Origin of the sequence: Sphingobacterium sp. T2, assembly GCF_000814685.1 — a bacterium.
Lineage (GTDB): Bacteria > Bacteroidota > Bacteroidia > Sphingobacteriales > Sphingobacteriaceae > Sphingobacterium > Sphingobacterium thermophilum.
Genome location: NZ_JXAC01000101.1, coordinates 1 through 6958, shown reverse-complemented (window position 1 = coordinate 6958; position 6958 = coordinate 1). Strand labels below are relative to the sequence as shown.

Annotated in this window: 8 protein-coding genes, 1 tRNA gene and 1 pseudogene; 7 read left to right on the top strand and 3 right to left on the bottom strand. The window is 40.6% G+C overall.

The genetic code is table 11. From position 1 onward, the window contains the following. Nucleotides 1-115 precede the first annotated feature (115 nt). Nucleotides 116-253, top strand: a pseudogene (locus SD31_RS21220) (IS3 family transposase); the annotation flags it as partial. 49 nt (nucleotides 254-302) lie between these two features. Here the strand turns inward: SD31_RS21220 and SD31_RS07715 are convergent. Next, on the bottom strand, nucleotides 303-1001 hold the full coding sequence (locus SD31_RS07715) for a superoxide dismutase (RefSeq protein WP_231561313.1): 699 nt from the start codon (nucleotides 999-1001) through the stop codon (nucleotides 303-305). An 873-nt stretch (nucleotides 1002-1874) separates the two neighbouring features. Between SD31_RS07715 and SD31_RS20115 the strand changes: the two genes are divergently transcribed. Continuing rightward, complete coding sequence (locus SD31_RS20115; protein ID WP_262506579.1) at nucleotides 1875-2009, top strand: hypothetical protein; 135 nt, start codon at nucleotides 1875-1877, stop codon at nucleotides 2007-2009. A 19-nt stretch (nucleotides 2010-2028) separates the two neighbouring features. Next, entirely contained in the window at nucleotides 2029-2292 is a 264-nt protein-coding gene (locus SD31_RS07705; RefSeq protein WP_197053597.1) for a hypothetical protein, read from the top strand. Between the two features lie 204 nt (nucleotides 2293-2496). Here SD31_RS07705 and SD31_RS07700 read toward each other — a convergent pair. Then, a tRNA-Ile gene (locus tag SD31_RS07700) sits at nucleotides 2497-2570 on the bottom strand. A gap of 286 nt (nucleotides 2571-2856) precedes the next feature. Between SD31_RS07700 and SD31_RS07695 the strand changes: the two genes are divergently transcribed. Next, nucleotides 2857-3288 (top strand): HAD-IA family hydrolase, encoded by a 432-nt coding sequence (locus SD31_RS07695; RefSeq protein WP_231561311.1) that lies wholly within the window; start codon nucleotides 2857-2859, stop codon nucleotides 3286-3288. Nucleotides 3289-3401: 113 nt separating this feature from the next. Further along, nucleotides 3402-3596 carry a 30S ribosomal protein S21 gene (gene rpsU, locus SD31_RS07690; RefSeq protein WP_039053706.1) on the top strand — a complete coding sequence of 65 codons (195 nt, stop codon included), beginning with the start codon at nucleotides 3402-3404 and terminating at the stop codon, nucleotides 3594-3596. A gap of 84 nt (nucleotides 3597-3680) precedes the next feature. Here rpsU and rpoN read toward each other — a convergent pair whose 3' ends face one another. Further along, the gene (gene rpoN, locus SD31_RS07685) at nucleotides 3681-5144 is read right to left on the bottom strand and encodes an RNA polymerase factor sigma-54 (protein ID WP_039053705.1); all 1464 of its coding nucleotides are present in this window, start codon (nucleotides 5142-5144) and stop codon (nucleotides 3681-3683) included. Nucleotides 5145-5434: 290 nt separating this feature from the next. Between rpoN and SD31_RS07680 the strand changes: the two genes are divergently transcribed. Further along, complete coding sequence (locus tag SD31_RS07680) at nucleotides 5435-6724, top strand: transglycosylase domain-containing protein (protein ID WP_231561309.1); 1290 nt, start codon at nucleotides 5435-5437, stop codon at nucleotides 6722-6724. A gap of 53 nt (nucleotides 6725-6777) precedes the next feature. Further along, the coding region (locus SD31_RS18860) for a hypothetical protein (protein ID WP_231561308.1) at nucleotides 6778-6958 on the top strand (181 nt) is incomplete at its 3' end.

The following is a 6958-nucleotide window of genomic DNA, read 5'->3' as shown; positions in this document are numbered from 1 at the left end:
TCAAAATCTATTAAAAGACAATGAAATTATTCAGAAGCTGTCAGAAAGGGAAACATGTCTAGATAATGGCTATTATAGAGAACTTTTGGGTACTAAATGAGTTGTTTATTTAAAGAAATATAGGTCAATACTGGAATTAACTAGGGATATTATAGAATATATTAAATATTACAACGACAAAAGGATAAGAACTAATTTAAATGGAATGAGCCCGGTAGAATACCGAGCTCATCATATCAAAAATATTGCATAAATTCGTCCAACTTTTTGGGGGCAGTCCAATGTTCAGGGCTTTGTTGTTTTTATTTTTTCAAGGCTTTCTCATATCGTGCCGATACTTCCTCCCAGTTGATAACATCCCAGATCGTGGTGAGATAGTCCGCTCTCTTATTTTGATATCTTAGATAGTAGGCATGTTCCCACACATCTATACCCAAGATTGGCGTTCCCTTTTCTTTAGTAAAATCCATGAGCGGATTGTCCTGATTAGGGGTGGAGGTTACCTGCAGCTTGCCTCCATTGTCCACGATAAGCCATGCCCATCCCGAACCGAAGCGTGCCGCACCTGCAGCATTGATTTTTTCTTTCAAGGCATCCAAGGAACCGAACGTTTCGTCTATAGCCTTCTGTAAGGCTGCCGAAGGTTTAGTACCCTTGTTAGGGGTTAGGATAGACCAAAACAGCTCGTGGTTGTAGTGGCCTCCCGCATTATTACGCACGGCATCTGAATATTGTGACACCTTAGCTAAAATATTTTCTATAGATTCTTTCTCTGCCGGCGTTCCTGCAATAGCTTTGTTCAGGTTGGCCGTATATCCTGCAGCATGCTTGCTGTAGTGGATCTCCATGGTCTTGGCGTCGATAGCTCCTTCCAAGGCGTCATACGCATATGGAAGTGGGGTCTGTTTAAATTGTGCAAATGTCGTCTGAGTAGCAAATAAAGCTGTAGCTACCAGTGCAGTCTTAAAAATATTCATCTTCATCATTTTATCGTTTTTCAAAAATAGTTCCAAGTACTAAATATAGTAAGCATATTTAATAAATTTATTAATATAACGTCATTTTAAAGGAATTGTTTGGAGAAGCGGTGCGCAAAAAAGGATTTGATAAATTTTAAAAGGGGAGAATAAAAAATGCCTCCTGATTTATGGACAAGAGGCAACCCAAATGTTTTCACAACGGAATAATCAACATCATACCAAACAGGACTGTTGTTGTAAATATCGGAAAACCTAAGTTTGAAAGCAATTCACAACAGCTGAAGAGCTCAGGGTTATGAATCCTGCGCTCTCATTGGGAAGAGTCGTAATGAAATATAATATGGTTAATAGTTTTAATGTGTTGAAATACAGTTTGTTGTGATGTGTTTTGTGAAATAATAAATTTTTTATGGATTATGGCCTGAAATTTGCTATATTTCGCATGAAAATATAAGTGGACTGGAATAAATTTGGTAGATGTTTTATTATTCTAGAGTATTCATTTATTAAGCAGCAGCCGAACAGGCTGCTGCTCTTTTTTATATGAGCCTTTTCAGAAACCGTTTATTATAGTTCTTCTCCTTGTTTTTTCTGTAATTCTTAAATTTTTATACTCATTAAATTTACATTATGATTATTGTCTGAAAGCACAGATGTTTTGAGATAGGTTTTCGCTCTATATCGCCACTATCATGGTACCGGATGGTTCTACGCTGCCCGGGAACGGAAAAAATGGAGTGGTTTACGCTAGGTCAGGAGCTTTTGCTTTTTTATCTCTGTATGATGTAGGTGTGTATCCGTACCAGTTTTTTTCTGATTACTTTTTCTTTCTTCGTCTTAAATACCGCACTGAGCAACCCCATCCTTAAAGGCCGAACTAAAATTATAATAGCTTTGGATATAGTCAGGCTGATAGTTAGCGATGTCGCTGTCGCTATATTATTTTCATTCATCAGCATGATGGAGACAGGTGGTATTGTCACCATAGCGGTGTGGGGAGACACCATAGCTTTTTTTTGCAGTGGATAAACTTAAGATCGCTTTAGTGATGAGAGCTACGAGAGTAATTGTCAATATCTTCCTTGAATCTTTGAAGTGGAGAGATAAGGAAAGGATAATGCGTCTTTTTGCCGATAGGATAAGGTGGTACATTCCAGGAAATAAAGATGCGACAGAGTGGATAGGGTACCAAACAACCAAGGGAGAGGTGGAGGCATATTTCGACCTTCTGTGGTCTGCTATAAAGCCCATCTTTGCAGATACCTTGCCGGAAGACAGCTATGCTGTCCTACGTGCCTTGTCGACAGAGTAAGTTGAGGAGTAAAAATTATATGTCCGATGATATGGAAGTACTATTTACAATAACGCTAAACTGTTCTACTACTAAGATTATTTTAGCTCTTATTGCTTCAATTATCAGAATGTTTGCAGGTTCTATTTTTATTGATAAGGTTAAATATTTGAATAGATGACGTTTATAAACAAAAAAATCCCCACATTTCTGTGAGGATTTTTGTGCTCCCAACAGGGCTCGAACCTGTGACCAAAAGATTATGAGTCTTCTACTCTAACCAACTGAGCTATGGGAGCATTTTTGTTTGTCAAATTGAGATTTATTCCCGTTTTGACGATGCAAATATTGATATTTGTAGGGAAAAAAACAAATTTAAAATGATACAAAAAATTGAAATATTAATCCATCGATTATGCCAATGTGATTTCATGATTTGATTCGTCAAATCAGCAACATGCTTTCTCTCAATTAGGTATAGAAAATGCGGGTGAAATCTTTGCTCATCATGGCCAGATCGAACTTTTTGACAATTTTGATAAGGGGCTTATCTCTTCGACCGAGTTTCGTGACGGAATACGTGCTTTGGCCGGAAAGCCGGAGCTGACGGACACGCAGATCGATGAGGCTTGGAATGCGCTGCTTATCGGCGTGCCCCAAGGCAAGCATGAACTCCTCCTGCAGCTTAAAGAAAGATATAGAACCTTCTTGCTGAGCAATAACAATCCTATTCATTATGCACGCTGTATGCAACAGATAAAAGAAGAGTACGGGGTAGAGGACAACACGCCATTCTTCGAGAAAACCTACTATTCCCATCTTATGGGTATGCGAAAGCCGGATCCTGAGATTTTCGAATATGTGCTGCAGCAGCATAATCTGAATCCACAGCATACTGTATTTATTGACGACAGTCCACAGCATTTGCGTACGGCACAACAATTAGGTCTGAAAGTTGAGCTGTGTACTCGTGAAAGACCTTTGGAAGTTATCGTAAAAGAATTAGCACTGATATAAAGGAAATAGAAATAATTTCTAAGAAATTGTGAAATAATGTTTGCTAGTATGAAACAATTTCCTACCTTTGCAAGCACAAAGAATTTTACAACGAAAGGAGGTATACAGAGACTATGATTATCGTAAACGTTAAAGAGGGCGAATCTTTAGATAGAGCGTTAAAACGCTTTAAGAAGAAGTTTGAGAAGACAGGTGTTTTACGTGAGCTACGTGCGCGTCAAGCGTACGAGAAGAAGTCTGTAACTCGTCGTACACAACTTAAGAAAGCTATCTACAAACAATCGTTACTTAGAGAAAATCTTGGTTAATCGGTAGTTTGTATCGAGATAAAGAGGTCAATTGCGAAAGCAGTTGACCTTTTTTCTTTTCCAAAAGAAAAGAAAGGAATTATTTTATAATTCCTTTCTCAAGCGTGCTACCGGGATATTCATGGATTCCCGATATTTGGCGACGGTACGTCTGGCTATGGAGTATCCCTTCTCTTTGAGGATTTCTGTCAGCTTTTCGTCTGCCAAAGGTTTGCGTTTATCTTCGTTAGCAATACATTCTGCCAAAATTTTCTTCACCTCCTTATTGGATACTTCTTCGCCGGAGTCGGTTTGTATGGCTTCCGAGAAGAAAGATTTTAGAAGGAAGGTGCCAAACTCGGTCTGCACATATTTAGAGTTGGCCACACGAGACACGGTGGAGATGTCCATTCCTATCTCTTCGGCTATATCTTTCAGGATCATGGGTTTGAGCTTGCGCTCGTCGCCAGTCAGGAAGTATTCGTATTGATAGTTCATGATGGCGTTCATTGTCTTTAGCAGCGTTTGCTGCCTTTGTTTGATGGCGTCGATGAACCATTTTGCGGAGTCTATCTTAGCCTTCACAAACTGCACGGCCTCCTTCATTTTTTTGTCGGTCTTTTCTGCCTTTTCGTAGTGCTCGAACATCTCTTGGTAGGTGCGCGAGATACGAAGCTCTGGAGCGTTGCGTCCGTTGAGTGTAAGATGGAGTACGCCGTCGTTGTTGGTGATATGGAAATCCGGAATAATCTGCAGCTGCTTTCCCGATGCCGAAGAAGAATCACCCGGCTTAGGATTCAGCTTCAGGATCTCGTTGATGATTTCCTTGAGCTCATCCGAAGTCACGTTGAGCTGCTTTTCGATTTTGTCGTAATGTTTTTTGGTGAACTCATCCAAGTAATTTTCTACCACCTGGATAGCTTTTTGTATGATTTCGTTGTTTTGGTCTTTTTTACGCAACTGGATAAGGAGACACTCTTGAAGGTTGCGTGCGCCGATACCTGCAGGTTCAAAACCTTGGATAATATGAAGCATATCCAATACTTCACTCTCTTCGGCCATGACGTTCTGCGAGAAGGCCAAGTCGTCGATAAGTGAAAGGATAGGACGACGCAGATAGCCATCGTCGTCCAAGCTGCCAATAATTTGATTTCCTATGAGGTATTCCTTATCGGTCAGCGGAAGGAGATCCAGCTGATTCTGTAGTTTCTCAAAAAAAGAATACTGTACCGGTATGGGAATCTCTTTGTGCTCTTCTTCGTCGTCACTATTGTAATTGCTCCCATAGTCTTTATAGTCGTCATCCTGTATATATTCTTCCAGGGAAAATTCTTCTTCGAAAGAATCTTCTCCTTCCTTTTCGTAGTCGTCGGGATCTTTGTCCGGATATTCCTCCAAGGGTTCGTTCATGTTTACCAAACTAGCATCCTCCAAGGCAGGATTTTCTTCCAGTTCCTCTTTTATGCGGGCATCCAATGATGCTGTAGGAACCTGCAGCAGCTTGATAAACTGTATCTGTTGCGGAGATAACTTTTGTAATAATTTCTGTTGTAAAGTCTGTTTTAACATGTTTCTCGTTAGAATATCACAAGGTAAATTTACTTAAATAAAATGAATAATTTTAGGCATAGCAAGACTTCATTTTGTCTTTGTCCTTATTATACTACAGAAGTATTTGGGAATGTAAGATTTAATCCATTATTATCTTTTGTTAAAAATCGTTAATTTTATTAACAGGGGTTTATTTATCCGGATTTTTCGTAGGATAATAACAAACTATTTTTCATATTTACTCTATGTTTAGACGTGTAAAAAATCGGCCCTTACGATACCTTATAATAACAGTTTATTGTGTCGTATTGTTCACCTGTGCCGTACAGCTTAACTTTTTATGGTTGTTTGGTTATTCTCCTACGCGGAAAGATATTCTAATGCCTACACTCAATGTGGCATCAGAGCTATATACTGCCGATTCTGTGTTGATAGGAAGGTACTTCGATGAGGATCGTGATCCTATACCTTTCGACAGCATTTCGTCGGATGTTATCAATGCGTTGATTGCTACGGAAGACATTCGTTTCTACAAGCACCATGGGGTGGACTTTCTCGGCTTGGCGTCGGGGATTGTTTCTACCTTGAAGGGTGATCAGCGGGGAGCTAGTACCATTACACAGCAACTCGCCAAGAACTTGTTCAAAACACGTTATAGCCATTCCCAAGGCTACTTGAGTAAAATTCCAGGCCTACGCATCTTAGTCACCAAGTATAAAGAATGGATGACGGCTTACAAACTGGAAAGCAAATACAGCAAAAAGGAAATCATCACGATGTATCTCAATACGGTGTCGTTTAGCAACAACGCCTTCGGCATCAAGTCGGCATCGCTACGCTATTTCAATAAGCTTCCTTCACAGCTGAACACCAATGAGAGTGCCCTACTGGTGGGGATGTTGAAAGGTACTACAATATATAATCCCATCCGTAACCCTAAAAATGCACTGCAACGTCGCAATGTGGTGCTCTCGCAGATGCAGAAAGCGGGATTTCTATCTTCGGATGAAGTAGCACAATTGGCACAAGATTCGTTAAAGTTAGACTTAGGTTACCATGCCAAGGTGGATGCTAACGATTCTTACTTGCGATCGGCCGTATATAGATGGCTGGACAAGTGGAGTCAGGACAATGAAATCGATATCAATAAGGCGGGACTAAAAATATATACCACTATAGATTCGAGGATGCAGAAGATTGCCGAAGAGGTGGTAGCCAAAAAGATGAAAGAGCTGCAGCGACGTCTGGAAAACACTTGGTCCGGCACAGAACCATGGCGCGACAAAGAGGGTAACGTCATTCCGGACTTCCTTGAAAATCAGGCACGCAAGCTGCCTATTTATCAGAGTTTGATGCAGCGCTTTAATAATAATGAAGATAGTGTGTTTCAGGAGCTTCGTAAGAAGAAAGAAATGGAGGTGTTTACCTGGGATGGCATGAAGAAGGTAAACTACTCCACTATGGATTCGCTGAAGCATTATGTCATGATGCTGAATACAGGTATGATGGCGATGAATCCGTACTCTGGAGAGATCAAGGTGTGGGTAGGAGGTATCAACCATCATTTCTTTAAGTTTGATCATGTGAATCAAGGCTAAAAGACAGGCAGGCTCTACCTTCAAACCTTTTGCGTACTTATTGTCGGCGGTAGTTGGACGGCGCAGCTGAGCCTAGCGACACGTTCGTCGATAAGCCCGTGAAAATAGAGTTTATGGGTAAAGAATGGCCTGAAACATGGGAACCTAAAAATGCAGATTGGTCGGTGTCGTATCAGGAAATGTCGCTGCGCCACGCTATGGCGCGCTCGCTAAACACCATCACGGCCCAGGTAA

Bases quoted from the DNA above. Each gene is read 5' to 3' on its own strand.
- SD31_RS07705 (WP_197053597.1), top strand. From the start codon at position 2,029: ATGAGAGCTACGAGAGTAATTGTCAATATCTTCCTTGAATCTTTGAAG.
- rpsU (WP_039053706.1), top strand. From the start codon at position 3,402: ATGATTATCGTAAACGTTAAAGAGGGCGAATCTTTAGATAGAGCGTTA.
- rpoN (WP_039053705.1), bottom strand. From the start codon at position 5,144: ATGTTAAAACAGACTTTACAACAGAAATTATTACAAAAGTTATCTCCG.